Source organism: Exiguobacterium sp. R-39, from assembly GCF_049942815.1.
Taxonomy (GTDB): Bacteria; Bacillota; Bacilli; order Exiguobacteriales; family Exiguobacteriaceae; genus Exiguobacterium_A.
Map to the genome: position 1 here is coordinate 796,904 of NZ_CP187965.1, position 24,678 is coordinate 821,581.

27 protein-coding genes are annotated in these 24,678 nt (G+C 47.6%); 25 read left to right on the forward strand and 2 right to left on the reverse strand.

Going from position 1 to position 24,678, the window contains the following annotated elements; translation table 11 throughout:
- The first annotated feature begins 149 nt into the window (after window positions 1-149).
- The 15 genes from ACP26N_RS04110 to ACP26N_RS04180 all read left to right on the forward strand — a co-directional run bounded on the left by ACP26N_RS04110 (window position 150) and on the right by ACP26N_RS04180 (window position 12,497).
- Complete coding sequence (locus tag ACP26N_RS04110; protein ID WP_012369663.1) at window positions 150-344, forward strand: YjzD family protein; 195 nt, start codon at window positions 150-152, stop codon at window positions 342-344.
- A 107-nt stretch (window positions 345-451) separates the two neighbouring features.
- Complete coding sequence (gene iadA, locus ACP26N_RS04115) at window positions 452-1,585, forward strand: beta-aspartyl-peptidase (protein WP_426354841.1); 1,134 nt, start codon at window positions 452-454, stop codon at window positions 1,583-1,585.
- A gap of 12 nt (window positions 1,586-1,597) precedes the next feature.
- Entirely contained in the window at window positions 1,598-2,089 is a 492-nt protein-coding gene (locus tag ACP26N_RS04120) for a thioredoxin family protein (protein WP_131973235.1), read from the forward strand.
- A complete protein-coding gene (locus ACP26N_RS04125; protein WP_131973234.1) occupies window positions 2,082-2,861 on the forward strand; it encodes a phosphatidylserine decarboxylase in 780 nt (259 codons plus the stop codon). The genes ACP26N_RS04120 and ACP26N_RS04125 overlap by 8 nt, the downstream gene beginning before the upstream one ends.
- 56 nt (window positions 2,862-2,917) lie before the next feature.
- Window positions 2,918-4,267 carry an ArsB/NhaD family transporter gene (locus tag ACP26N_RS04130; protein ID WP_426354843.1) on the forward strand — a complete coding sequence of 450 codons (1,350 nt, stop codon included), beginning with the start codon at window positions 2,918-2,920 and terminating at the stop codon, window positions 4,265-4,267.
- A 151-nt stretch (window positions 4,268-4,418) separates the two neighbouring features.
- Entirely contained in the window at window positions 4,419-5,003 is a 585-nt protein-coding gene (locus ACP26N_RS04135) for a YqeG family HAD IIIA-type phosphatase (RefSeq protein WP_012369668.1), read from the forward strand.
- Between the two features lie 138 nt (window positions 5,004-5,141).
- Window positions 5,142-6,248 carry a ribosome biogenesis GTPase YqeH gene (gene yqeH / locus ACP26N_RS04140; protein ID WP_026829033.1) on the forward strand — a complete coding sequence of 369 codons (1,107 nt, stop codon included), beginning with the start codon at window positions 5,142-5,144 and terminating at the stop codon, window positions 6,246-6,248.
- Window positions 6,248-7,033 (forward strand): shikimate dehydrogenase, encoded by a 786-nt coding sequence (gene aroE, locus ACP26N_RS04145; RefSeq protein WP_131973232.1) that lies wholly within the window; start codon window positions 6,248-6,250, stop codon window positions 7,031-7,033. The genes yqeH and aroE overlap by 1 nt, the downstream gene beginning before the upstream one ends.
- Window position 7,034: 1 nt before the next feature.
- Window positions 7,035-7,328 (forward strand): ribosome assembly RNA-binding protein YhbY, encoded by a 294-nt coding sequence (yhbY, locus tag ACP26N_RS04150; protein ID WP_012369671.1) that lies wholly within the window; start codon window positions 7,035-7,037, stop codon window positions 7,326-7,328.
- Window positions 7,325-7,894 carry a nicotinate-nucleotide adenylyltransferase gene (gene nadD / locus ACP26N_RS04155; protein ID WP_131503918.1) on the forward strand — a complete coding sequence of 190 codons (570 nt, stop codon included), beginning with the start codon at window positions 7,325-7,327 and terminating at the stop codon, window positions 7,892-7,894. Before yhbY ends, nadD begins: the two co-directional genes overlap by 4 nt.
- Window positions 7,884-8,459, forward strand: coding sequence for a bis(5'-nucleosyl)-tetraphosphatase (symmetrical) YqeK (gene yqeK, locus ACP26N_RS04160; RefSeq protein WP_131503919.1), 576 nt, complete (start codon window positions 7,884-7,886; stop codon window positions 8,457-8,459). The genes nadD and yqeK overlap by 11 nt, the downstream gene beginning before the upstream one ends.
- Window positions 8,456-8,803, forward strand: a complete 348-nt coding sequence (gene rsfS, locus ACP26N_RS04165) for a ribosome silencing factor (RefSeq protein WP_131503920.1) — start codon at window positions 8,456-8,458, stop codon at window positions 8,801-8,803. The genes yqeK and rsfS overlap by 4 nt, the downstream gene beginning before the upstream one ends.
- The gene (locus tag ACP26N_RS04170) at window positions 8,803-9,531 is read left to right on the forward strand and encodes a class I SAM-dependent DNA methyltransferase (protein ID WP_131503921.1); all 729 of its coding nucleotides are present in this window, start codon (window positions 8,803-8,805) and stop codon (window positions 9,529-9,531) included. The genes rsfS and ACP26N_RS04170 overlap by 1 nt, the downstream gene beginning before the upstream one ends.
- Before the next feature lie 189 nt (window positions 9,532-9,720).
- A complete protein-coding gene (locus ACP26N_RS04175) occupies window positions 9,721-10,338 on the forward strand; it encodes a helix-hairpin-helix domain-containing protein (protein ID WP_131503922.1) in 618 nt (205 codons plus the stop codon).
- The gene (locus ACP26N_RS04180; protein ID WP_131973230.1) at window positions 10,338-12,497 is read left to right on the forward strand and encodes a DNA internalization-related competence protein ComEC/Rec2; all 2,160 of its coding nucleotides are present in this window, start codon (window positions 10,338-10,340) and stop codon (window positions 12,495-12,497) included. The genes ACP26N_RS04175 and ACP26N_RS04180 overlap by 1 nt, the downstream gene beginning before the upstream one ends.
- Window positions 12,498-12,532: 35 nt before the next feature.
- On the opposite strand, the gene ACP26N_RS04185 is transcribed toward ACP26N_RS04180, so the two are convergent.
- Entirely contained in the window at window positions 12,533-12,694 is a 162-nt protein-coding gene (locus tag ACP26N_RS04185; RefSeq protein WP_012369678.1) for a YqzM family protein, read from the reverse strand.
- Window positions 12,695-12,796: 102 nt separating this feature from the next.
- Here ACP26N_RS04185 and holA point away from each other — a divergent pair, with 102 nt between their 5' ends.
- Window positions 12,797-13,798 carry a DNA polymerase III subunit delta gene (holA, locus tag ACP26N_RS04190; protein ID WP_131503924.1) on the forward strand — a complete coding sequence of 334 codons (1,002 nt, stop codon included), beginning with the start codon at window positions 12,797-12,799 and terminating at the stop codon, window positions 13,796-13,798.
- A gap of 12 nt (window positions 13,799-13,810) precedes the next feature.
- Window positions 13,811-14,242 carry a GNAT family N-acetyltransferase gene (locus ACP26N_RS04195; protein ID WP_214854130.1) on the forward strand — a complete coding sequence of 144 codons (432 nt, stop codon included), beginning with the start codon at window positions 13,811-13,813 and terminating at the stop codon, window positions 14,240-14,242.
- 109 nt (window positions 14,243-14,351) lie between these two features.
- On the opposite strand, the gene rpsT is transcribed toward ACP26N_RS04195, so the two are convergent.
- Window positions 14,352-14,612 carry a 30S ribosomal protein S20 gene (gene rpsT / locus ACP26N_RS04200; protein ID WP_012369681.1) on the reverse strand — a complete coding sequence of 87 codons (261 nt, stop codon included), beginning with the start codon at window positions 14,610-14,612 and terminating at the stop codon, window positions 14,352-14,354.
- Between the two features lie 233 nt (window positions 14,613-14,845).
- Here rpsT and lepA point away from each other — a divergent pair, with 233 nt between their 5' ends.
- The 8 genes from lepA (at window position 14,846) to ACP26N_RS04240 (ending at window position 24,676) form a co-directional block, all read left to right on the forward strand.
- Complete coding sequence (gene lepA, locus ACP26N_RS04205; RefSeq protein WP_114596442.1) at window positions 14,846-16,669, forward strand: translation elongation factor 4; 1,824 nt, start codon at window positions 14,846-14,848, stop codon at window positions 16,667-16,669.
- A gap of 67 nt (window positions 16,670-16,736) precedes the next feature.
- Entirely contained in the window at window positions 16,737-17,885 is a 1,149-nt protein-coding gene (gene hemW, locus ACP26N_RS04210) for a radical SAM family heme chaperone HemW (RefSeq protein ID WP_214854127.1), read from the forward strand.
- Window positions 17,886-18,202: 317 nt separating this feature from the next.
- Window positions 18,203-19,240, forward strand: a complete 1,038-nt coding sequence (hrcA, locus tag ACP26N_RS04215) for a heat-inducible transcriptional repressor HrcA (RefSeq protein ID WP_131973227.1) — start codon at window positions 18,203-18,205, stop codon at window positions 19,238-19,240.
- Between the two features lie 24 nt (window positions 19,241-19,264).
- Window positions 19,265-19,831 carry a nucleotide exchange factor GrpE gene (grpE, locus tag ACP26N_RS04220; RefSeq protein ID WP_131503927.1) on the forward strand — a complete coding sequence of 189 codons (567 nt, stop codon included), beginning with the start codon at window positions 19,265-19,267 and terminating at the stop codon, window positions 19,829-19,831.
- 55 nt (window positions 19,832-19,886) lie between these two features.
- Entirely contained in the window at window positions 19,887-21,713 is a 1,827-nt protein-coding gene (gene dnaK, locus ACP26N_RS04225; protein ID WP_131503928.1) for a molecular chaperone DnaK, read from the forward strand.
- 133 nt (window positions 21,714-21,846) lie between these two features.
- Entirely contained in the window at window positions 21,847-22,953 is a 1,107-nt protein-coding gene (gene dnaJ / locus ACP26N_RS04230) for a molecular chaperone DnaJ (RefSeq protein WP_188005224.1), read from the forward strand.
- 24 nt (window positions 22,954-22,977) lie between these two features.
- Window positions 22,978-23,925 (forward strand): 50S ribosomal protein L11 methyltransferase, encoded by a 948-nt coding sequence (gene prmA, locus ACP26N_RS04235; RefSeq protein WP_131503929.1) that lies wholly within the window; start codon window positions 22,978-22,980, stop codon window positions 23,923-23,925.
- A 4-nt stretch (window positions 23,926-23,929) separates the two neighbouring features.
- The gene (locus tag ACP26N_RS04240) at window positions 23,930-24,676 is read left to right on the forward strand and encodes a 16S rRNA (uracil(1498)-N(3))-methyltransferase (protein WP_426354848.1); all 747 of its coding nucleotides are present in this window, start codon (window positions 23,930-23,932) and stop codon (window positions 24,674-24,676) included.
- The last annotated feature ends 2 nt before the right edge of the window (window positions 24,677-24,678 follow it).

Sequence of the window (24,678 nt, forward strand, 5' to 3'; positions counted from 1 at the left end):
AATCGGCTGAAAAATATCTGAAATTGCCTGCTTTTTGAATTCAGGAAAGCGTTTAAAAAAATCGGAGAAAAGCTGTCTATGGTCCTAAAAAATGATATACTACGAAACGTAGGACATTAAAAAGTAAGTTAAGAAATGGAGGGGGAAGAATGCGTTTTCTCGTTACATTCTTCTGGTCGTTCTTACTCGTGAACACAGCTGTGTTCATCGTATCAGCGGTCGATGCAGTCACGTATAACTTCGGATTCGCGACAGCTATGTCAGTCGTGACTTCACTTGTCGTCTTCGCACTTGATGCAGTCAACGAAGATCTTGGTCTTGGTCAAGGGACAAAGGCAGAATAAGGTAAAAGCGAGATATCGTCATTCGGACGATAGGCTCGCTTTTTATGATTTAGCTGAGAACACTCGTGACTTTAGTGACGAGTAGTTCAAAGTTTAGGAGGCAAGTGATGATTGTACTTAAAAATGTGACCCTAGCCGGGGGAGTAACGGATGTATGGGTTGGTGGGGGAAAGATTCTCGCAATCGGTTCCTATACAATGGACGAACGGCTGATTACGCAGACGATTGACGGATCAGGCAAACAATTGGTCCCAGGATTACTCGATGGACATGTTCATCCGATCGGCGGAGGCGGGGAAGGTGGTTTTTCGACACGGACGCTGCCACTTTTGGCAACTGATTTTCTGGAAGCCGGCGTCACGACTGTCGTTGGATTACTGGGAACAGATGGATGGACGCGGACTGGAATCGATCTGCTTGCGCACATGCGCGGCTATATGAGTCAAGGTATCCGTTCCTTCCTCTTGTCAGGCAGTTACGCGGTCCCTCCGGTTTCGATTACGCAGTCAATTGCGGAAGATATCCTGTTGATTAACGAAGTCATCGGGATTGGTGAGATTGCCATCAACGACCATCGTTCGACACATCCGACTGTTCCTGAGGTGGCACGACTTGCTTCGCAAGCACGGATTGCCGGTCTTTTAAAGGGGGTCCGGGGGACGATGAATGTTCATATCGGGGACGGAAAACATGCGCTTGACCTGCTCAACGAAGTGGTCGAAACGACCGATATTCCGATTACACAATTTTTACCGACCCATATCAACCGCAGCGAACGGATATTTGACGCCGGTTTACGTTGGGCGAAACAAGGCGGACGGATTGATTTTATGACCTGTACGACGGAAACGTTCATTGAAGAAGGGGAGATACCAGCAGGTCAGGCACTACAGCGTGCTCTTGCTGCCGGTATCCCGTTACGTCAGATTACGATGTCGAGTGACGCCGGGGCCAGCTTACCCGCCTTTGATGAAAGCGGGAAACTGCTTCGTCTTGAGACCGGAAAGCCGACATCGATTTTGGATGCGGTCCGTGATGCGGTGAAACATGGCGTGCAGTTAAAGGACGCGATCCAAACTGTTACATCAAACGTCGCAGAAGCATATGGCATTTCCGGAGGACTCATCCAGGAAGGCGAGCGTGCTGATCTGTTACTGATTGATGACGCTTTGCAAATCGATACGATTCTTGCAGAAGGGCGTGCTATAATGATTCAGAAAAAATGGCTGTTGCCAAAATGACGGAGGGATACTGTGTCAAAGAAATCTAACCGTGTAAAACCAACAAAAAAACCGCAATCGAAAGCCAACTGGATTACAGCTGGTGTGATCGCGCTGATCGTCTTAATCGGGGCGACGATGTTACTGTTTACGGATCGAGAGGATTCTGCATCGAAAAACGGTAATTTAACGGCCGGTCAAGTGGCGGATAAGCTGAAGTCCGGCGATGAATTTTACACGTATTTTTATCAGACGGGATGCGTACACTGTGAGAAAGTAAAACCGTATTTAGTGCCACTCGGTGAGAAACAGGACATTCCATTTGAACAAATTGATCTGGCAGTTGAACAGTCGGCTTGGGATACGTTTGCCATCGAAGGGACGCCAACTGTCGTTCATTTCAAAGATGGGAAAGAAGTCAGCCGGGTATCCGGTGAGCAGACAGAAGACGCCTATAAAGAATTTTTCGCAGGTAAAGCCGTTAAAAATTCTGAAGAAGAGTCGTCAGGTGATTTAAATGATTAAAAAATGGTTCTTTACGCAACTGTTTGAACTGAACGGTCATCCAACCGTCGCGAAACAACTGCGTCGCTTTGCGATGAGTCCGGTCAGTCGACCGCTGATTCAACCGTTCGTTAAGATGTATGATTTACAAATGCATGAGGCCAATCAGCCGCTTGAATCGTATAAGTCGTTACATGAATTGTTCGTTCGAAACTTAAAAGAAACGGTTCGTCCGATTGACGGGTCAGAACAGGCTGTCGTCAGCCCGTGTGATGGCGTTTTATCCGTTGTCGAGGATTTGACGGAAGAAAGTCGTTTTACCGTCAAAGGACAGACGTATTCAGTTTCCGAGTTGCTCGGTTCGCATCACGAAGCCGATCACTACATCGGAGGACGGGTATTGATTTTTTACCTCAGTCCGCAAAATTATCATCGTGTTCATGTACCGGTTGATGGGACAATCCGGACCAGTTACACGCTCGGCCGTGATTCGGCACCGGTCAACGATCTCGGTCTTTCCTATGGGAAACGACCTTTGACGCGGAATTACCGTCGGGTCACACGTATCACACATGGGGAACACGCACTTGAACATGTCATGGTCGGTGCCTTGAACGTGAACACCATCGTCCAAACGAATCAAAACCGAGAAGTCAGACGGGGCGATGAGTTCGGCTATTTTTCATTCGGCTCAACAGTCGTCTTGATTTGCCCGAAAGATGCCATCACATTAGAAACGGACATCAAAGGTCCGGTTTTGATGGGGCAACGCATCGGTTATTGGAATTCATGAATGGAGACGCTCCCGTTACGAAGGGAGCGTTTCGTCATGCTTAGGAGGAAGCTATCATGCAGGTTTTAATGTTTACGGGAGCATCGGGTTCGTCGCTTCAAATTTACGGGGCCTTATTCATTTTTTTAGTGACCTATGCATTTATCATCAGTGAAAAAATCAGTCGGGCAATTGTCGCCCTGTTAGGTGCATTAGCAATGGTGATATTCGGCATCGTCCGGTTGGAATCTGCCTTGTTTGAATACGTTGAATGGGGAACAATCGTCTTATTGATCGGGATGATGATTTTAGTGACGATTGCCAATCAGTCCGGATTGTTTGAATACATTGCCATTCGGGCGGCTAAAAAAACAAAGGGAGATCCGGTAAAAATCTTGATTTTACTATCCGGATTGACGGCACTCGGATCTGCCTTTTTAGACAATGTCACGACGGTCCTGTTGATTGTTCCAATTACGTTTTCGATTACGAAGGTCTTAAAAATCAAGCCGTTTCCATTTTTACTGGCGGAAGTCCTGTTTGCCAACATCGGTGGAACGGCCACATTGATCGGTGACCCTCCGAACATCATGATTGGAGCCGCTAATCCGCATTTGACGTTCAATGCCTTCTTATTGAACCTCGCACCTGTGATTGTGCTGATTACAATCGTGACAATCGGTATTTTGTATATGATTTTCCGCAAACACTTACACGTGGAACCGGAAGACCAACAAAAATTGATGGAGATTGACGAAAACAGCTACATCGTCAGCCGTAAATTAGTCACGCGCAGCAGTATCGTCCTGGTAAGTACGATTACATTGTTCGTCATTCATCCGTTACTGAGTCGAATCGGTCTTCATTTGGAAGCACCTGCCATCGCAATCCTAGGAGCGACTATCTTAATGCTGCTGACGATTGAAAACAACCACCAATTGGAGGAAGTATTCGCCCGGGTAGAGTGGACGACAATCTTTTTCTTCGCGGGACTGTTTATCTTAGTCGGCGGAATTCAGGAAGTGGGCGTCATCCGTTTCTTGGCAGAAAAAACGATCACGTTGACAGGGGGAGACATCCAGACGACAGCAACCGCTGTTCTTTGGTTATCCGGCATTGCCAGTGCGACGATTGATAATATTCCGTTCGTCGCGACGATGATTCCATTGATCAATGATGTGGCGACAGGAATTGGATTGTCACCCGACAGTCAACAAGTCGACGTCTTATGGTGGTCCTTGTCGCTCGGAGCATGTCTTGGAGGGAACGGAACATTGATTGGCGCGTCAGCCAATGTGATTGTCGCGGGATTAGCTACGCGGCAAGGGGAGAAGTTCACCTACGGAAGATTCTTACTTTACGGGGCTCCGATCACCATCGTAACGCTGATTATTTCGCAACTCTATTTATGGATCCGCTATTATTGAAGAAAATTTTTGAAACGGAAGAGACATGTACTCTTTCGTTTTCTTTTGGTCGTCGCTCTATCAAATGGATTGTGCTATAATCGAACGATAAGAACATAACTGTTTCTTAAACTTAACTATAGAGCTAGACCATTATCTGGAGGTTTTATTCTTGTTTAAACGACTTTATCCAAAACATTTTGTGGCGTCGATTTATGATATCGACTTAGAGATGTTAAAACGAAACGGTGTCAAAGCAATTTTGACGGATCTTGATAATACACTTGTTGCTTGGAATATTGCCGATGCTCCAGACGAATTGGTGTCATGGCTCGATATGGTGAATAACCAATACGGATTTGACGTCATCATCGTCTCGAATAATAACGGCGATCGAGTCAAGAAATTTGCGGATCCACTTGGCTTACATTATATTGCACCGGCCCGTAAACCTTTACCGATTGGTTTCAAACGTGCGTTGACGGAATTTGGTTATCACGCGAAGGAAGTTGTCTTCCTTGGAGATCAATTGTTTACAGATGTGTTAGGCGCAAATTCAGTAGGTATCGAAGTAATTCACGTTCAACCCGTCGTCAAGACAGACGGTGTCGTCACAAAATTTAATCGCTTGATGGAACGGTTGATTTTCCGTCGGATGAAACGCAAAGGGATCTACAAATTGACGCAACGTGTCAAAGAAGATCCGGCAGTGTTAAAACACCCGATTGAGACCCTTCGTCAAGATAAGCAGCAATGACCCTGTCATACCGGTAGATGAAAGGATAGGCAGCAGTCGCAACATGTACGGCAAAAGGTCGGAAGTTACGCTCTTGGAGTGGCGTGCAGGGCGCTACGTTGAATAGAGAAGGGAAAGTCCCGATGCGGCTCAACACACATGGAAGAAATCAATTGCGCAGGCTGTGGTGTCGCGATCCAAACAGAGGATCCGAAAGCACCTGGTTATGCGCCTAAATCTGCACTTGACCGGGAAATGGTCATTTGCCAACGTTGTTTTAAACTGAAGCATTACAACCAAATTCAAGACGTCGCATTAACGGACGATGATTTTGTCAAAATCTTAGATGGAATCGGTCAAAAAGATGCATTAGTCGTTAAAATTGTTGATATCTTTGATTTTAATGGAAGTTGGTTACCCGGATTACACCGTTTCGTCGGAAAAAATGATGTTTTGCTCGTCGGAAACAAAGCCGACTTGCTACCAAAATCACTTAATCCGAATCGCTTAATGAACTGGATGCGCCAAACATCAAAAGAGCTGGGCTTACGTCCAGTCGACGTGCATCTGATCAGTGCGAAAAAAGGACACGGTGTGGATGAACTGGCAGAGAAAATCGATTATTACCGCAAAGGACGCGACGTTTACGTCGTCGGCTGTACGAATGTCGGTAAGTCGACATTGATTAACCAAGTCATTAAACGATTCGGGGAAGAAGAAGAGGCGGTCATCACAGTCAGTCACTTCCCGGGAACGACACTTGATTTAATTGATATTCCGTTGGACGATAACTGTAATCTGTACGATACACCAGGAATCATCAATCATCACCAAATGGCACATTACGTGGATGCAAGAGACTTGAAGTTGATTACGCCGAAAAAAGAAATCAAGCCGCAAGTGTTCCAAATTCATCCACAACAAACATTGTTCTTCGGTGGTCTGGCTCGTCTTGACTACATGGAAGGCAACAAACGGTCATTCGTCATCTATATGTCAAATGACTTGAAAGTACACCGGACGAAGCTCGATAAAGCAGACGATCTGTATGCGAATCATAACGGAGAATTGTTATCACCGCCGAATGAGAAGACGCTTGAGATGCTTCCGCCGCTCGTTCGACACGAGTTCAGTCTACGCGACAACATGAAAACGGATATCGTTTTCAGTGGACTCGGTTGGGTGGCAGTTCACGGAAAAGGCGGACGAGTTGCTGCCTACGCACCAAAAGGTGTTGCTGTCTCATTACGTGAGGCGCTTGTCTGATGCAATTTGCTGTCATCGGTCATCCGATTGCCCATTCGCTTTCACCCATGTTGCATGAAACATGGCTGAAGGCGGCTGGGCTTTTCGGTTGTTATACCACGGTAGATGTCGAAGTGAACGGATTGGAAGCGTTCGTTCAGAAGGTAAGAAAACGGCAGTTTGATGGAATCAATGTGACGATTCCGCATAAGTCGGCGATCATTCCTTTTCTTGATCGTCTGGAGCCGGCAGCAGTACGCGCCGGTGCCGTCAATACCGTCTATTGGGACGGGGAGGAACTGGTCGGTGCCAATACGGACGGAACCGGATTTGCCCGCGCCCTTGCGACACGAACGAATGCGAAAAACAGTTTAGTGATTGGAGCAGGCGGAGCGGCCCGCGGCATCATTCCAATGCTTCCCGGTCATGTTACTGTCATGAACCGGACGAATCAGACGGCTGAACAGGTGGCTGCTGAATTCGGGCAATCTGCTGTTCCTTGGTCGAGCACACTGGATTTGATGCCGTATGATGTCATCATCAATACGACTTCTGTCGGAATGGCGCCCGCGATTGATCAGACGCCGATCGAATTGACAGCGACGACGGCTTTGATTTGTGATATTATTTATCGACCGACCCCGACCCGTCTTTTGCGGGAAGCGACCGCAAACGGGCTTGATACACTAGATGGTGTTTTAATGTTTGTACTACAAGCGGCTGAAGCGTTTGAACGCTTCACCGGTCATAAACCTGATCTCGCACTCGGCGAGCAGGTGATTAGAAAGCAATTGGAGGAATCATAATATGTTAACAGGTAAACAAAAACGGTATTTACGCGCGACGGCTCACGACTTAAGCCCGATTTTCCAAGTCGGAAAAAACGGTGTTGGTGAAGCGATGTGTGCAGATTTGATGGATGCACTTGAAAAACGTGAACTCTTGAAAGTTCAAGTTCTTCAAAACTGTGCTGACGCTCCGAAAGATGTCGCGGCTGAGCTCGTTGACGGAACAAATGCCGAACTCGTTCAAGTCATCGGAAAAGTCATCGTTCTCTACAAGGAATCGAAAGAGAATAAGACGCTTCAATTACCACGATGAAGATCGGTTTGATGGGCGGAACATTTGATCCACCCCATATCGGTCATCTGCTGATTGCCGAACAAGCGAAAGAGCAACTTCAACTGGATGCGGTCTGGTTTTTGCCGGCAAAACTGCCGCCGCACAAACAATCGACCGTGACGAGTGCGGCGAAACGGCTGCAACTTGTCCGAGAAGCCGTCCGGGACAATCAGGATTTTTCAGTCTCCGAGATTGAGTTCGAACGGGAAACGAAATCGTACACGTTTGATACAATCCGGGAACTAAAGAGACGTTATCCCGAGCATGCATTCTTTTTCCTGATCGGTGCGGATTCATTAGTCAGTTTAGGGACATGGCACCGGTCGGAAGAATTGTATAAGGAAATCGAATTCGGGGCAGTTGCACGTCCGGGAAGTCGTTATTTGATTCCGGAAGGCGCGCGTGTCACGGCAGTCGACATGCCGTTGCTTGAAGTCTCTTCGACTGACATCCGTCAACGGATGGCGAGAGGACGCAGCATCCGTTATCTTGTTCCGGAACCGGTCCGACAATTAATCGAGGAGTGGAACCTCTATGCGACTTGAAGAAGCGAAACGAATCATTAAGGAAACGTTGCCCGAAAAACGCTACATCCATACACTCGGTGTCGTCGAGACCGCCATTCAAATGGCACGACAATACGGGGTTCAGGAAGATAAAGCTGCTTTGGCAGCCATGTTGCACGATTATGCGAAATATCGGAATGTGTCCGAGATGCAGCGTGTAGCAGTGGAACTTGGACTGGATGAATTACTCAATTATGATGAAGAATTGTTGCATGCACCGGTCGGGGCAGAACTCGTCAAGCGAGAACTCGGCATCGAGGACATGGAGATTTATCAAGCAATTGCTCATCATACGACGGGTGCTCCGGATATGCCGTTGCTCGATCAAATCATTTTTGTCGCAGATGCGATTGAGCCGAATCGTCAGTATCCGGGTGTCGAACAGCTTCGGCAGATTGCGCAGGAAGATTTGACGCAAGCTGTCATTGCGACACTTGTCCAGACGATTTCATTTTTATGCAAAAAACAAACAGTGATTTTTCCGTTGACGATTGAGACGTATAATGCGTTCGTTCCGGAAAAACGAAAGGGGACCGTCCTATGACAGTCGAACAAGAATTAAAATTAATCGTAAATGCAATTGATGATAAACGTGCCGAGGACATCGTCGTACTCGACATGTCGAGTATTTCGCCGATCGCGGATTACTTCGTGATTTGTGAAGGGAACTCGGAAAAACAAGTTCAAGCCATCGCGCGTGAAGTGAAAGAAGTCGCCCACAAAAACGAATTACCAATCAAACGACTAGAAGGAATGGATGCAGCGCGCTGGGTCCTCGCGGATCTTGAGAGCGTCGTCGTACATGTCTTCCACCGTGATGACCGTGATTATTACAACCTTGAGAAACTATGGGCAGATGCTCCTAAAGTCGAAGTCGAGATCGACTAATGGCGTACGAACAGTTTGCGTATGTCTATGACGAACTAATGCAAGATGTCCCGTATCCTGAATGGGTCGCGTGGGTACTTGAACAGGTCGAGCCCGGCAAAAGAATCGCAGATATCGGTTGCGGGACCGGAACGGCAACCTTGTTACTGGCTGACCATTATGAAGTCACCGGCGTCGATTTATCGGAAGAGATGCTTGAAATTGCTCAAGAAAAAGCAATGGAGACCAATCGGCACATTGATTTTTGGGTACAGGACATGCGGGAACTGGAATTGCCGGAACCGGTGGATGCGATAACGATTTTATGTGATTCCTTGAATTACTTGCAGACGGAAGCAGATGTCAAACAGACATTCGACAGTGCAGTACGTTTGTTGACGAACGGTGGAAAGTTGTTGTTTGATGTTCATTCCCCTTATAAAATGGAGACATTATTTAACGGGAAAACGTACGCGACCCATGCTGAGCAAAGTTCGTATATCTGGTTCGCGGATCCCGGTGAAGAACCGTTATCGGTTGTCCATGAACTGACCTTCTTTATTGAAGGCGAGGACGGCCGGTACGATCGTGTCGACGAGACACATCATCAACGGACGTATCCGCCTGAACAATACATTACCTGGTTGCGCGAAGCAGGTTTTCGTGTATGTGCCGTAACCGGTGATTTTACATCCGATGCACCGACTGAAACAGCCGAACGTATTTTTTTCGTTGCTGAAAAAATATAAACGTCTCTAACCATCAACGGATCTCATGTTGATGGTTTTTTTATGTTGTTTTAGGTTAGCAAGGCAATTGGTTGAAGCAAGGAAAACTAAATGAAACGAAAAGAGGGGCATGTCACCGGATAATAAAGAATAGTCCTGTTCAGAAGCGACGGAAAGATTGATACAGTCGATGAGACAGGAGGGATATGGATGACGATTCCACGTTTACAGCAAGTAGCAACGATTGCGGTTGTTCTCTTACTGCTCGTTGTCTTATTTGTTCCGCTGCCTTCATGTTCGAACGAGGCATTGGTTGAAAAACCGGCAGTCGTTGAACGAGAACAGGAAGCACAGGCAGAAGACCGTTCGGCGGATCAGACGCTCGTCCAGAAAAAAATCATGGTTGATATCAAAGGGGCGGTCAAACGGCCCGGTCCATACAGTTTTCGACTCGGTGATCGCGTTCAAGATGCCATTAAACGTGCAGAAGTGACGGCAGAAGCGGATATCAAACAACTTAATCTCGCAGCACGTTTAATTGATGGTCAGGAAGTGATTGTTCCGACTAAGAAACAGGTTAAGACATCCAAGAAGGCAGTACCCGAAACGTCTGAACAAGCGGAAGTGCCAAAAGGATTAGTTGATTTAAATGCAGCGACGGAAGAACAACTGTTGGAAGTACCGGGAATCGGTCCTGCGAAGGCCAGTGCGATTTTACAATACCGGGAAGAAAAAGGCGGCTTTGCAACATATGAGAATCTGGGCGATGTGAAAGGATTTGGACCGAAGACGTTGGAAAATCTGAAAGCTTATCTCATCGTCTACTGATGCCGCTGTTGCCTTTATTTTTTATGATCGGACTCATCGCCTTAAAAGAATCCCTGTGGCTGGTTGCGGTCTGTTCGATGATTCTTGTACTGAAATCCTGGTCGATGTCGAAGTACTCTGTTTTGTCGCTCGTTGGACTGACGATTGTATTTTTAATGAGTATGACGACAGAACAGCTGGCTGCGCCGATTCAGGTCATCGATATTTTGGACGCGAAGCAGAATGGCGACAGAATCCGTTATCTCGCCGAATCCGAAAATCAGCAAATCGTTGTCGCAGCCACGTTGGATGAAAAAACAGACCGTGACTATGAGCGAATCGGGCAACGGTGTGAAGTCGAGTTGGAGGAACGGCCGGTATTGCCTCGAGTGAATCTGGGCGGATTTGATGAAGCCCGTTGGATGCGAATCGAACAGTTACGAGGGAAGTATGAGGTCGTAACGTGGGGGAAATGTACTGAGACACCGGGACTTGGGGCGAATGGACGCCGTATTCGTCAGCAGTGGATGACGCGGATTGAGCAACTTCCGATCAAACAAGCCTTGTACGTGGAAGCCTTAGTATTAGGGGAAGATCGTTTGATGGATCAGACGACGATGGAACGTTTCAAAAAGTTCGGTTTGCTCCATGCGATTGTTATTTCCGGTTCACATATCGCCTTTTTGATTGTGACGATGTTATGGCTTTTAAAAAAACTGCGGTTGACGCGGGAGCGGAGATTTGAATTTCTATTAATGACCCTGCCGTTGTACGGATGGTTGACGGAGTGGAGTGCTCCAGTCACACGTGCAGTGTGTGTCGCCATGGTACTGCTGTTCTGTCACCGGATCAATCGGCGACCGGATCCCTTGGTGGTCATCGGTACAATCGGGGCATTTCAATTGGCAGTCTCGTATACGTATCTGTACGATGTCGGATTTCAACTGACCGTCGGATTGACGATCTTTTTATTACTGTCCCGCAAGATGTGGGAAACGATCAAACGTCCCTGGAACTGGTTGCTGATTAGCTTTTGGGCGCAAATCATGACAAGTCTAGTCCTGCAATTGGCGCAACAGACAGAAGTTTCCTTTTGGTCCCCGCTGTTGAATTTGATTATCGGGGGATGGATTGAATGGGTGATTCTACCGCTGTCTTTCCTTGTCAGTGCAACTGTGCTGATTCCGTCGTCTGATAATCTGATTGGTCTGCATGGTAAGGCTACTTCTTTTTTGGATCAAGCATTGACTTGGGCGGAGAAACTCCCCGTTCCAACCGTTGCGGTTCATCTGTTTTCGCTTCCTGTGTTTCTGATTATGGCAGGAGTGGTCCTCACAGGCTGGTGGTTGGCTGAGCGCAAATGGTTCGGTCATCTTGTCCCGCTGGTCGGGCTGCTCGCAGCGAGCCTTTATATGGATCAGCAAACGCCGGAACGAATCACCTTTCTTGACGTCGGACAGGGAGACAGCACCATCATCGAAAAAGCAGGAGAAACGTTTGTCATTGATACAGGGGGAACGTTTTCCTTATCACTTCGTCCCCCGTTGCGTCCGTTTGATCCGGGAGGGCAAATCGTAGCCCCGTTTTTACATACGCGGGGAGAAACGCGGATTGAAGGGCTGGTCATCACGCATGCAGACCATGATCATATCGGCGGATTGCTAGGGGTTTTGCGAAAAATTCAAGTCGATACGATTTATATGGGTCAGTTCGACAATCAAGATGCGAAACGCCACGCGTTGATCGAACAGATTGAAGCGACAGGAACACGCATTGAATACATTCGTTCAGGACAACGGATTCGTCCCTGGCTCAAGGTATTGGCTCCTGCAGCGAGCGAGGAAGAAGAAAATGACCGGTCGGTCGTTTTACTTGCTGACGTTGCCGGGAAACGTGTCTTATTGACGGGAGATGCGAGTATCAATCAAGAGGAAACATGGTCCGTCCCCAAAGTCGACATTTTAAAAGCGGGGCATCACGGTTCAAAAACGTCAACTGGAGAACAGCTTTTGCAGAAAACGGATCCGGAACTGATCATCATTTCGGCAGGACGAAATAACCGGTATGGTCACCCTCATGCAGAAGTATTGGAGCGGACAAGGAATCGGAATGTCATGCGGACCGATCAATCGGGAATGATAACTTGTTCTGCAACAGGCTGTGAACCTATGCTAAAATAAAAAACAGCAACCCCCCAAGGTTGCTGTTTTACTGATTATAGGCTTAAGAATTTAATGACAACGCCAATGATGAACAAGACTGCGAAAAAGCCGAACGATGCGCCAAAACCGACCGCTGAGTCAAGCGCGTCATTACGTTTTGACTGAATATCGTTTTCAAACGCATTCTCACTTGGTGGACGTACTGAATGTGCCATGCTGCATTCCCCCTAAAAATAGATTCCGCTTCTAGTATAGCGGAATAAAAGAGGATTATCTATGATGAAGTTAAGAACAAACTGTGAAATGTGGTGGGGAAGATGAAAACACCTTGGCTTGTCAACGGAAAACTGGCGAACCTTTATTTATTATATGGAACGGAACGACATCTTTTGGAAGAATGGGAACGTGAAATCGTCAAAGCCGCATTGCCGGACGGCGAACGCTTTGATTACATGAAGATTGATTTAAACGATCAACCGCTCGATGCGGTACTCGATGAAGCGGAAACGGTCCCTTTTTTAAGTGATTACCGTGTCGTCATCGCTAAACCGGCTACTTTTTTGACAGGTGCAAAAGACAAGAAAACACATAACGTGGAGCGGTTGACTGAATACATCGTCCAACCTGCGGATTATGCAGTTGTCGTTTTGATTGTTGAGGCGGAAAAACTGGATGAGCGAAAAACGATTGTCAAACGGTTAAAAGACCGGGCTGTCGTACTCGAAGCAAAAAAACCGACGACGGAAGAACTGTTTCGTTTCGTGATGGATGCGGTCAATGACAAAGGGTACCGGATGGAACGGCCTGCCATCGAACGATTGATTTTCCTGACGGGTGAGATGTGGGCGACACTGACACGTGAACTGGATAAACTCATGCTTTATGCCGGAGATCATCCGACGATTGAACTGGAAGATGTTAATTTACTGGTGCCGCGGACGTTAGAGGATAATGTGTTCCAACTGACGGATTATCTGATGAAACGTCAACTTGAACCGGCGATTCGATTGATTCGCGATCTCGAAAAGCAGGGACAGGAAGTGTTGGCGTTACTTGGACTGATGGCACGACAGTACCGGATGATGTTGTTGTCCAAACGTCTGGCGGAACAAGGGTACGGGGAACGGCAAATCGCGTCCAAAGTCGGGGCGCATCCATATGCGATCAAACTCGCCCTACAGGCTGGTAAACGGTTTACGTTCGCGCAGCTCGAACAGGCATTGGTCGCAATCACGACGACAGACGAGGGTATGAAGACGGGCCGAGGTGACAAACGGATATTGTTTGACGCCCTGATTGTCCGGCTCGCTACATTATAGGAGGCAGAGCAGATGGAGATTCGAATCATTTCAGCAACAGAGGTCATTCCACTTCGAAAAGAAGTATTACGTCCCAACCAGCCGATTGAAATGTGTGTCTATCCGGACGATGATCTCGAATCCACTTTTCATTTAGGAGCCGTCAAAGACGGAAGGATTGTAGCTATCGGTACTTTCTCCAATCGTCCTCATGAGGCGTATCCGGAATTGACCTATCAATTACGCGGAATGGCATCGAGTCCTGCTGTCCGTGGAGAAGGATATGGAAAAGCATTGTTAGAAGAGGCACGAAATCAACTGAAAGCAAAAGGTGCAGACGGTTGGTGGTGTAACGCCCGACTCAATGCCGTTCCTTTTTACGAACGATTGGGTTTGGCAGTTGCAAGTGAGTCATTCGAAATTGAAGGAATCGGTCCGCATCATGTCATGGTAGATCGTTTCTGAGAAAAAAGAAAAAAGGCTGACTCAAAAGTCAGCCTCTTTTAGATACAAAAAAATCACCACCGGAGCGGGCTCCGAGAGGTGATCGATCACTGTATCCTTCAAAGAAGAATTAAAGTGCGTTTACGAGACGAGCGAGACGTGATTTGTCACGACCAGCTTTGTTGCTGTGGATAAGACCTTTAGCAGCAGCTTTGTCGATTTTCTTAGATGCTGTGTTGAAAGCTACGAGCGCTTGCTCTTTGTTGCCTTCAGTAGCGAAAGTTTCGACTGCTTTGATAGCTGAACGCATAGACGATTTACGTTGTACGTTAGCGACGCGGCGTTTTTCAGCTGTTTTAACACGCTTGATTGCTGATTTAATGTTAGCCATGGATGATTCACCTCCAAGAAAACTCATTCGAGATTTATATTCGCATATCTGCATTTATCGTTCAACAGAACAAACACAATTGTAGCAAACGTTTTTCTTAAAAGCAATAACAGCTCTAGGGTTTCTTTCGATTTTTGTTTTTTTGGAAAACAAAACGAGATGGTGCACCCCGTGTGATTTTTGGTATAATGAAGCGTATGTACGTTTGACTATAAGGTAAGGTGACTATAAACATGAATAATGCAGATCGTTTAAAGCGGCAAAAAAGTATTCGTAATTTCTCTATCATCGCTCATATCGACCACGGGAAATCGACACTTGCTGACCGTATTTTAGAAAAAACAGGTGCTTTGACATCACGTGAGATGAAAGATCAGACACTGGATGCGATGGATTTGGAACGTGAACGTGGGATTACCATTAAGTTGAATGCTGTTCAATTGAAGTATACGGCAAAAGATGGTGAGGAATATATCCTCCATCTGATTGATACACCGGGACACGTCGACTTCACATACGAAGTTTCCCGTTCCCTCGCAGCTTGTGAAGGAGCTGTCCTCGTCGTTGATGCGGCGCAAGGCATCGAAGCACAAACACTGGCTAACGTGTATTTGGCACTGGATAACGACTTGGAAATCTTGCCGATCATCAATAAGATTGATTTGCCTTCAGCAGACGTCGAACGTGTTCGTCAAGAGATTGAAGACGTAATTGGACTGGATGCTTCTGAAGCGGTTCCGACATCCGCGAAAGCCGGTATCGGGATTGAAGAGATCCTCGAACAAATCGTTGCGAAAGTTCCGGCACCGACGGGTGACCCGGAAGCACCGCTCGAAGCGTTGATTTTCGATTCGTATTACGATGCCTACCGTGGTGTCGTCGCGTCGATTCGTGTCGTCAACGGGACGGTGAAAGTCGGTGACAAGATTCGGATGATGTCGACCGGAAAAGACTTTGAGGTCTTGGAACTCGCGGTCTCGACACCGAAACCGCTCCGTCAAAAAGAATTGACGGTAGGAGATGTCGGTACGTTATCGGCTTCGATTAAAACAGTTGGTGATGTTCGCGTCGGGGATACGATTACCTTGGCGAAACAACCGGCGACAGAAGCTTTACCGGGATACCGGAAGATGAACCCGATGGTATACTGTGGTCTGTATCCGATTGACGCAGCACGCTATAATGATTTGCGTGAAGCGCTCGAACGTCTTCAATTGAGTGACGCAGCACTTGAATTCGAGCCGGAAACATCACAGGCGCTCGGATTCGGTTTCCGTTGCGGATTCCTTGGTATGCTTCACATGGAAATCATTCAGGAACGGATCGAACGCGAATTCAACATCGATATGATCACGACGGCTCCATCGGTTATCTATCATGTGACGACGACGGCCGGAGAAGTACTCCATGTCGATAACCCGTCGAAGATGCCGGAACAACAAAAAGTCGAGTTCATCGAAGAGCCATACGTTAAAGCAGCCGTTATGACACCAAACGACTATGTCGGTGCTATCATGGAGCTCTGTCAAAAGAAACGCGGAACGTTCATTGATATGGAATACATCGATACGGCACGTGTTAAAATCACGTATGAACTCCCGTTATCGGAAATCGTCTATGATTTCTTTGATCAGTTGAAATCAAGCACAAAAGGATATGCGTCGCTGGATTATGAATTGATCGGCTATCAGCAATCGCGTCTTGTTAAGATGGATATCTTACTCAACAATGAAAACGTCGATGCCTTGAGTTTCATCGTTCACCGTGATTTTGCGTACGAACGTGGGAAAGTCATCGTTGATAAATTAAAAGCACTCATTCCGCGGATGCAGTTCGAAGTACCAATTCAAGCGGCCGTCGGAACGAAGATTGTCGCCCGTTCGACAATCAAAGCGTTACGGAAAAACGTTCTCGCCAAGTGTTATGGCGGAGACATCTCGCGTAAACGTAAATTGCTCGAGAAGCAAAAAGAAGGTAAGAAACGCATGAAGATGGTAGGCTCGGTAGAGGTACCGCAAGAAGCCTTCATGTCGGTTCTGTCGATGGATGAAGATTAAGGAAGACACAAAGGGGGCGTTTCTGGCGCACCCTTTTTCTGTTTAAGTGAAGAAAGGATGAGGCGAAATGACTCCACGCGCCGCATATGTCCACATTCCGTTTTGTGAGCATATTTGTTATTACTGTGACTTTAATAAAGTCTTTTTAAAAAATCAGCCGGTCGACGAGTATCTCGATGCGTTGGAACGGGAAATCGAGCTGACGTTACAACAGTACCCGACTGATCGGCTCGAAACGATCTTTATCGGCGGAGGAACACCGACCGCCTTAAACGAAGATCAGATGCAACGTCTGATGGATATCATCGCGAAGCATCTCCTGCCGCTGACGGATGACGCTCTTGAATATACGGTCGAATCGAATCCGGACGGTGTCTCACCGGAAAAACTCGACATCATGAAAGCGGGCGGCGTCAACCGGGTCAGCTTTGGGGTCCAGTCGTTTGATGACGGATTACTCGAGCGCATCGGCCGGACGCACCGGGAAGCCAAAGTTGCCGAGACGCTCGAACATGCCGCAAAACGGTTTGACAACATTTCGGTTGACTTGATGTTTGGTCTGCCGAATCAAACGCTCGACCAAGTCAAATACGATGTCGAACGGGCGTTACGTTTACCGATTACCCATATCTCGTCGTATTCGTTGATTCTTGAGCCGCATACGGTTTTTGCGATTCAGGAACGAAAAGGGAAGTTGCCGTTACCGACACAGGATTTAGAAGCGGATATGTACCGCTTAATGATTGAAACGATTGAAGCCGGTGGATTGCATCAATATGAGATTTCAAACTTTTCCTTACCGGGTCGGGAAAGCCGGCATAACCGGGTCTACTGGGAAAACGACGAATATTACGGATTTGGTGCCGGTTCACACAGTTACATCAACAAGACACGGCGTGCGAACATTGCACCGATTCCGCACTATATCAAAGCAGAGGGTTTACCGGTCCGAAATGAGACGCCGTTGACGGAAGTCGAACGGATGGAAGAAGAGATGTTCCTCGGATTACGGATGAAAGAAGGGGTGTCGGAACGACACTTCGAAGAAAAATACGGGCATTCGCTTGATCAAGTGTTTGGACAGACGATCGCGAGACTGTTACCACGCGGACTCGTCGAGCGGACAACGACCCATCTTTGTTTAACGGACGCGGGTGTACCGCTCGCTAACGAAGTGTTTGCCGAGTTCATCGGGGAAGCGGAAGTCGAAGGGTAAGAGAATAGTAAGACCGTACGAATGAAAACGGCGTCCATACGAAAGTATGTCGACGCCGTTTTATTTTTTCGATTTTCGTAAAAAATAGGCGGTCGTTCCGATGATCGCGATGAACACCCAAACGAATACACCGGCCATGGCAAACAGTTCGAGCATAGACCTCATCCTTTGCGTCGTTTGTTTCACTGTATCGCAGAATGGGAAAGTCTTCAAAGGGTTCAGCAAATTGGTTGACATCATTTCCAGGATTCCTTATAGTAAAGATGTAATTAGCACTCGTTAAAAGTGAGTGCTAACAAAATAAGGTGGTGAAGAAGGTGCTGACGGATCGCCAATTGTTGATTTTACGTGCAATCGTCGATGATTATATCAAAACCGCTCAACCCGTCGGCTCACGGACGCTCTCAAAACGGAGTGACGTGACGTTCAGTTCCGCGACCATTCGAAATGAGATGGCGGACCTCGAAGAAATGGGATTGATTGAAAAGCCGCATACTTCTGCCGGCCGAATTCCATCCGAGCTCGGATATCGATTTTACGTCGATCATCTGATTCGTCCGGAAAGCATCTCACCGCAAGAGGCGAAAGCGTTAAAATCGTTATTTGCCCATTCCGTGAATGAAAATGATCGGTTAATCCGTCATACAGCGGACTTGTTGAGCGAATTGACACATTATACGACGCTTGTATTAGGTCCAAAAGAAGAAGGACAACGTCTCCATCATTTAGAGCTGATTCCCTTGGCGGAAGGACGTGTCGTCATCGTTCTTGTGACAGAAACCGGTCACGTCGAACATAAGACACTTCAGCTCGCGGAAGCTCTCTCACGTGAGGCGGCCGGTCGCTTGATGGAACGGTTGAACCAGACGTTACGCGGAACGCCGCTCAGTCAGTTGCGTCTCCGTCTGCTTGAAGAAATCAGACGGTTCCGTTCCGAACATTCGGAGCAGACGACGCTGCTGTCAAAAGCACTTGATATCGTCTTGACGGATCAGCATGAGGAACGCCCTTTGATTTATCTCGGGGGGAAAGCGAACATGTTTGATCAACCTGAGTTTCAGGATGTCGCGAAACTGCGTCCGGTCCTCGAATTGATTGAACAACAGGAAGCTTTGTTCGATTTCTTGAGTCCGAGTCTCGATAATCAGATTTTGATTACGATCGGCAGCGAAAATAACGTCGATGCCTTAAAAGACTGCAGTGTGATTCGTGCCCATTATTCCGTTGACGGCGTTTCGCTCGGAACATTGGCTCTGATTGGTCCAAAACGGATGGATTATAATCGAGGCATCAATTCGATCATTCATCTTTTACAAGCATTCCAAACCGAGTTGCGTAAAAACAACTTGGATTGAATATAGAAAGGGGCTCGATTCAGAGTGGAAGAAAATAAACAGAATCAAAACCTCAATACTGAAGAAACAAACGAGCAACAAACAGAAGCAGAAACAGTTGAAGTAACAGAAGAAGAAGTCGTCCAGGCGGATCTCGTCGAAGAGCCGGCGGCACCTGACTTTGAGGCACAACTCGCAGAAGCGAAAGCATCAGAATTACGCCTCCGTGCGGATTTTGACAACTTCAAACGCCGGAACCGGATTGAAGCCGAAAACCGTGCGAAATATTCTTCGCAGACAATCGTCGAGAAGTTGCTCCCATTAGTCGATAATCTTGACCGTGCGCTTCAAATCGAATCGGACAACGAAGAGACAAAATCTGTCCTTGCCGGTGTCGAGATGGTCAAACGCCAATTGGTGGAAACACTTCAAAATGAAGGTGTCATCGAGATTCCAGCAGTCGGGGAAGCCTTTGATCCGAACCTGCATCAGGCAGTCGTTCAGGAGCCGAGTGAAGAACACGAATCAGGTGTCGTCACAGCGGAATTCCAAAAAGGATACAAATTACACGATCGTGTCATTCGTCCAAGTATGGTCAAAGTCGCAGAATAATCTACGTTTCGATCTGATTTAACACTACTAACTATTTGAAGGTGAGGAATTTATCATGGCAAAAATCATTGGTATTGACTTAGGAACAACAAACTCATGTGTCGCAGTAATGGAAGGCGGAGAGCCTGTCGTTATCGCAAACGCTGAAGGAAACCGTACGACGCCATCTGTCGTTGCTTTCAAAAACGGTGAGCGTCAAGTCGGGGAAGTCGCAAAACGTCAAGCCATCACAAACCCGAACACAATCATGTCGATCAAACGTCATATGGGTACAGACTATAAAGTTGAAGTAGAAGGCAAAGACTACACACCACAAGAAGTATCTGCCATCATTCTTCAAAAACTCAAAGCACAAGCGGAAGACTACCTCGGTGAAAAAGTAACGGAAGCGGTCATCACGGTTCCGGCTTACTTCAACGATGCAGAACGCCAAGCAACAAAAGATGCAGGAACAATCGCTGGTCTTGACGTCAAACGGATCATCAACGAGCCGACGGCAGCAGCACTTGCTTACGGTCTTGAAAAAGGCGAAGACCACACAATCCTTATCTATGACTTAGGTGGCGGTACATTCGACGTTTCGATCCTTGAACTTGGAGACGGTGTCTTCGAAGTTGTTTCAACTGCCGGTGACAGCCGTCTTGGTGGCGATGACTTTGACCAAAAAATCATCGATCATCTAGTCGCAGAATTCAAAAAAGACAACGGCATTGATCTTGCACAAGATAAAATGGCGCTTCAACGTTTGAAAGACGCTGCTGAAAAAGCGAAGAAAGACCTCTCAGGCGTCTCTTCCACACAAATCAGTCTTCCGTTCATCACGGCCGGCGCAGCAGGTCCGCTTCACCTTGAAATGACATTGTCACGTGCGAAGTTCGACGATTTGACAGCTGATCTCGTAGAACGGACGATGGCACCAACTCGTCGTGCTCTCAGCGATGCTGGCATGACACCGGACAAAATCGATAAAATCATCCTCGTTGGTGGATCGACTCGTATTCCTGCAGTTCAAAAAGCAGTTCAAGATTTCACAGGCAAAGAATCGTTCAAAGGGGTTAACCCGGATGAAGTCGTTGCCCTCGGAGCAGCAGTCCAAGGTGGCGTATTAACAGGGGATGTCAAAGACGTTGTCCTTCTCGACGTTACACCACTCTCGCTCGGGATCGAAACAATGGGTAGCGTGATGACGAAGCTGATCGACCGTAACACGACGATCCCGACTTCAAAATCACAAGTCTTCTCAACAGCTGCTGATAACCAGCCAGCCGTTGACATCCATGTTCTTCAAGGGGAACGTCCGATGGCGTCAGATAACAAAACGCTTGGTCGTTTCCAATTGACAGACATTCCGCCAGCACAACGCGGTGTGCCGCAAATCGAAGTTAAATTCGATATCGATGCAAACGGAATCGTCAACGTATCAGCGAAAGATCTTGGTACGAACAAAGAACAGTCAATCACAATCCAATCATCAAGCGGCTTGACTGAAGCGGACATCGACCAAATGGTCAAAGATGCGGAAGCGAACGCAGATGCGGATAACAAACGTAAAGAAGAAGTGGAACTTCGCAACGAAGCGGATCAACTCGTCTTCGCAACAGATAAAGCAGTCAAAGATCTCGGTGAGCAAATTGACGCAGCAGATAAAGAAAAAGCGGAAGCAGCAAAAGAAAAAGTTACAGCTGCCCTCGCAGGAACAGACATCGAAGCAATTCGTGCTGCGAAAGACGAATTATCAACAGTCGTTCAAGAATTGACGCAAAAAGTTTACGAAAACATGGCTCAACAACAAGCGGGCGCTGAAGGTGCGCAAGCAGGCGGACAAGACGACAATGTCATGGACGCTGAATTTGAAGAAGTCGACGACAAAGACAACAAATAAGTAACCGACCGATTTTTCGGGCGCTAGAGAGAGCCAAAGCGTAATCCGCGCTTTGGCTCTTTCCATGTCGCCTGAAGTTCGGTAAAATCAAACAGTATGAAATGAATCGGACCTAAAGAGAGGAAGAATGCACGTGGAAAAACGCGATTATTATGAAGTGTTGGGCGTCGCGCGCGATGCCTCAGCAGCAGAAATCAAACGAGCTTACCGGAAACTTGCCCGGACCTACCATCCGGATGTCAATAAAGAGGCAGATGCCGATCAAAAGTTCAAAGAATTATCGGAAGCCTATGAAGTCTTGTCAGACGACAATCAACGTGCCCGTTACGACCAGTTTGGTCACCAGGATCCATCGCAAGGCGGCGGTGGCTTCGGCGGAGCGGAAGGTTTCGGCGACATCTTTGATATGTTCTTCGGCGGCGGACGTCGTCAGGATCCGAATGCCCCACGTAAAGGACAGGATTTACAGTATGTCGAAGAAATCGACTTCATGGAAGCTTTTTCCGGAGTCGAGAAAGTCATTACGATTCCAGTCGAAGAAGACTGCGGAACGTGTCACGGTTCGGGTGCTAAGCCGGGAACGCATCCGGAAACGTGTAAACGTTGTGGTGGATCGGGACACATCAACGTCGAGCAAAATACGATGTTCGGACGTGTCGTCAATCAAACGACGTGTTCGACATGCCAGGGTCGTGGACAAATCGTCAAAGAACCGTGTGAAACATGCCGCGGAGCCGGTCGTGTCCGTAAAAATAAAGATGTCCGCGTCAAGATTCCAGCCGGGATCGACAACGGTCAACAGATTCGTCTGGCAGGTAAAGGGGAAGCCGGTGTGAACGGCGGACCATTCGGTGATTTGTATGTCGTCGTCCGTGTCCGGGAACATGAATTATTTGAGCGTGTGGATGATCATATCGTCATGGATATGCCGCTCACGTTCGCCCAAGCGACGCTAGGAGATGAAATCGAAGTACCGACTGTTCACGGAAAAGTCAGCTTGAAAATTCCAGCCGGCACACAAACCGGGTCACGGTTCCGTCTGCGCGGCAAAGGGATGCCAAACGTCCGCTCAGGCCATCACGGGGATCAGTATGTCAATGTCGTCATCATTACACCAAAAAACCTGACAGACCGTCAAAAAGAACTGCTTCGTGAGTTCAACGAAATCAGTGATGAAAAAGGTGTCGAAGAACAACACGAAGGCGTATTCAGCCGCATCAAAACATTCTTTACAGGGTGATTCACTAAAGGAGCGTGACAGAAAATGAAATGGTCGGAAGTCTGTGTCCATACGACACAAGAAGCAATCGAAGCAGTCTCGAACATCTTACATGAAGCAGGAGCAAGCGGTGTCGTCATCGAGGACGTCGAAGATTTCGAGATGATGTCACACCGTGAAGATAACTTCGGTGAGATTTGGGATGAGAAGAAGCGCGATGAATATCCGGACAGCGGTGTACTCGTCAAAGCGTATCTTGCGGAAAGCAGTGATTTGACGGATACGATCAAAGGAATCGAACGCGACATTCAGATGCTGACGAAATTCGGTCTGACGATTGGTGCAGGAACTGTCACGCTGACACAAGTCGATGAGGAAGACTGGGCCCATTCGTGGAAGCAGTTTTATAAGCCGGTTAAAATCAGCCGTCATTTAACGGTTGTACCGATGTGGGAAGACTACACACCGCAACCCGATGAAAAAATCATCGAACTCGATCCCGGGATGGCATTCGGAACCGGAACACATCCGACGACAGTTCTCTGTATCCAGGCAATCGAAAACTATCTTCAAGAAAATGATCGTGTCGTCGATGTCGGAACCGGTTCCGGTGTGCTTGCGATTGCAGCAGCTAAACTCGGAGCAAAAGACGTCTTTGCCCTTGATTTGGATGAAGTCGCTGTTCGTTCCGCGACGGACAATGTGGCATTGAACCAGGTCAGTCAGCAAGTGACGGTCCGCCAAGGCGATTTAATGAAAGAACTTAAAGAACCGGTTGAGTTGATCGTCGCGAACATCTTAGCCGAAGTCATCTTGCTGTTCGTCAACGATGCTTATGAACTGACTTTGCCGGGAGGTCACTTCATCGCTTCCGGAATCATCGGTCAGAAAAAAGACATGGTGCGTGACGCGATGGTAGCCGCCGGATTTACCATCGTCGAGACGACGAAGCTTGAGGACTGGGTCGCCATTATCGCGAAACGTGAGGCTTAAGCCGATGCAACGATATTTCGTCGAACAGACCGCACGTGCGGGAAATACCTTTACACTGCCCAAAGACGACGCGCATCATATGAAAAATGTCATGCGGATGGATGTCGGGGATGAGATTTTAGTGTTAGACGGCACAGGACTGTTCCGTTGCCGACTCGAGCAACTTGATAAGCAAACTGCCGTCGCAGAAATGCTTGAAGAATTGCCGATTGAGACGGAACTTCCAATTCACGTGACGATTGCTTATGCCTTACCAAAAGGGGATAAAGTCGAACTCGTTGCCCAAAAAGCGACGGAGCTTGGGATCAGCCGTCTGCTTGTGTTCGAATCGGCCCGTTCGGTCTCGAAATGGGATGCGAAAAAAATCCCGAAAAAGCTGGAACGCCTACAAAAAATCAGTAAAGAAGCAGCGGAACAATCCTACCGGGCACACTTGCCGACGATTGAGTATGTGACGTATGATGAAGTCCTACAACGTGCTGCTGATTATACGGCGTGTTTGATCGCTTATGAAGAATCGGCGAAAGAAGGGGAGACGGCAGCTTTCGCTTCTACGCTGTCCCGGCTTCAGTCCGGGGACTCCTTATTGGTTGTGATTGGTCCGGAAGGTGGACTGACGGAAACAGAAGTATCGCGTTTAACCGCTGGCGGTTTCGTGCCGGCAGCCCTCGGACGACGGATTTTACGGACGGAAACTGCACCACTCTATGTCCTGTCCGCCGTATCGTATCATTTTGAATTGAAAGGGTGAGT

Excerpts from the sequence above, each read along its gene's own strand:
- ACP26N_RS04110 (WP_012369663.1), top strand. The coding sequence starts at position 150 with ATGCGTTTTCTCGTTACATTCTTCTGGTCGTTCTTACTCGTGAACACA.
- iadA (WP_426354841.1), top strand. The coding sequence starts at position 452 with ATGATTGTACTTAAAAATGTGACCCTAGCCGGGGGAGTAACGGATGTA.
- ACP26N_RS04125 (WP_131973234.1), top strand. The coding sequence starts at position 2,082 with ATGATTAAAAAATGGTTCTTTACGCAACTGTTTGAACTGAACGGTCAT.
- ACP26N_RS04130 (WP_426354843.1), top strand. The coding sequence starts at position 2,918 with ATGCAGGTTTTAATGTTTACGGGAGCATCGGGTTCGTCGCTTCAAATT.
- yqeH (WP_026829033.1), top strand. The coding sequence starts at position 5,142 with ATGGAAGAAATCAATTGCGCAGGCTGTGGTGTCGCGATCCAAACAGAG.
- aroE (WP_131973232.1), top strand. The coding sequence starts at position 6,248 with ATGCAATTTGCTGTCATCGGTCATCCGATTGCCCATTCGCTTTCACCC.
- yhbY (WP_012369671.1), top strand. The coding sequence starts at position 7,035 with ATGTTAACAGGTAAACAAAAACGGTATTTACGCGCGACGGCTCACGAC.
- nadD (WP_131503918.1), top strand. The coding sequence starts at position 7,325 with ATGAAGATCGGTTTGATGGGCGGAACATTTGATCCACCCCATATCGGT.
- yqeK (WP_131503919.1), top strand. The coding sequence starts at position 7,884 with ATGCGACTTGAAGAAGCGAAACGAATCATTAAGGAAACGTTGCCCGAA.
- rsfS (WP_131503920.1), top strand. The coding sequence starts at position 8,456 with ATGACAGTCGAACAAGAATTAAAATTAATCGTAAATGCAATTGATGAT.
- ACP26N_RS04170 (WP_131503921.1), top strand. The coding sequence starts at position 8,803 with ATGGCGTACGAACAGTTTGCGTATGTCTATGACGAACTAATGCAAGAT.
- ACP26N_RS04175 (WP_131503922.1), top strand. The coding sequence starts at position 9,721 with ATGACGATTCCACGTTTACAGCAAGTAGCAACGATTGCGGTTGTTCTC.
- ACP26N_RS04180 (WP_131973230.1), top strand. The coding sequence starts at position 10,338 with ATGCCGCTGTTGCCTTTATTTTTTATGATCGGACTCATCGCCTTAAAA.
- ACP26N_RS04185 (WP_012369678.1), bottom strand. The coding sequence starts at position 12,694 with ATGGCACATTCAGTACGTCCACCAAGTGAGAATGCGTTTGAAAACGAT.
- holA (WP_131503924.1), top strand. The coding sequence starts at position 12,797 with ATGAAAACACCTTGGCTTGTCAACGGAAAACTGGCGAACCTTTATTTA.
- ACP26N_RS04195 (WP_214854130.1), top strand. The coding sequence starts at position 13,811 with ATGGAGATTCGAATCATTTCAGCAACAGAGGTCATTCCACTTCGAAAA.
- rpsT (WP_012369681.1), bottom strand. The coding sequence starts at position 14,612 with ATGGCTAACATTAAATCAGCAATCAAGCGTGTTAAAACAGCTGAAAAA.
- lepA (WP_114596442.1), top strand. The coding sequence starts at position 14,846 with ATGAATAATGCAGATCGTTTAAAGCGGCAAAAAAGTATTCGTAATTTC.
- hemW (WP_214854127.1), top strand. The coding sequence starts at position 16,737 with ATGACTCCACGCGCCGCATATGTCCACATTCCGTTTTGTGAGCATATT.
- dnaK (WP_131503928.1), top strand. The coding sequence starts at position 19,887 with ATGGCAAAAATCATTGGTATTGACTTAGGAACAACAAACTCATGTGTC.
- prmA (WP_131503929.1), top strand. The coding sequence starts at position 22,978 with ATGAAATGGTCGGAAGTCTGTGTCCATACGACACAAGAAGCAATCGAA.
- ACP26N_RS04240 (WP_426354848.1), top strand. The coding sequence starts at position 23,930 with ATGCAACGATATTTCGTCGAACAGACCGCACGTGCGGGAAATACCTTT.